Origin of the sequence: Morganella psychrotolerans (assembly GCF_965118875.1) — a bacterium.
Lineage (GTDB): Bacteria > Pseudomonadota > Gammaproteobacteria > Enterobacterales > Enterobacteriaceae > Morganella > Morganella psychrotolerans_C.
In genome coordinates this window covers 1-532 of sequence record NZ_CBCPJD010000072.1, presented here as the reverse complement: position 1 = coordinate 532, position 532 = coordinate 1, and the positions used below count along the sequence as shown (strand labels likewise).

General features: G+C 44.0%; 1 protein-coding gene. It reads right to left on the bottom strand.

From position 1 onward, the window contains the following. Positions 1-524, bottom strand: a 524-nt coding sequence (locus ACMHKJ_RS19380) for a flagellin N-terminal helical domain-containing protein (protein ID WP_461435659.1), incomplete at its 3' end; no start/stop codon positions are given. Positions 525-532 lie beyond the last annotated feature (8 nt).

The following is a 532-nucleotide window of genomic DNA, read 5'->3' as shown; positions in this document are numbered from 1 at the left end:
ATATCCAGTTTATCCAGACCTAAAGACGCGCCATCCACTTTTTTCAGATCAATATCAATAGTTTCACCATCATTCGTTCCGACCTGGAAACTCATTTTGGTATCAGAAGAAAGTACTTTGATGCCGTTAAACTGGGTTTGCTCTGAGATACGGTCAATTTCTTTCAGGCGCTGACCGACTTCTTCTTTAATAGAGTTAATATCACTCTCTGAGTTAGTTCCGTTCTGTGCCTGTACTGACAGTTCGCGAATACGTTGTAAATTGTCATTAATTTCATTGACCGCGCCTTCCGTCACCTGCGCAATAGAAATACCATCGCTGGCATTACGGGATGCCTGGGTCAGACCACGCACGTTTGAAGTGAAACGGTTGGCAATTGCCTGACCCGCTGCATCATCTTTTGCGCTGTTGATACGGGCACCTGAAGAGAGACGCTCAATGGCCGTACCTAACATACCCTGTGAACGGTTTAAATTATTCTGGGTAACCAGAGACAGAACGTTAGTATTAATAACTTGTGCCATGATGATAT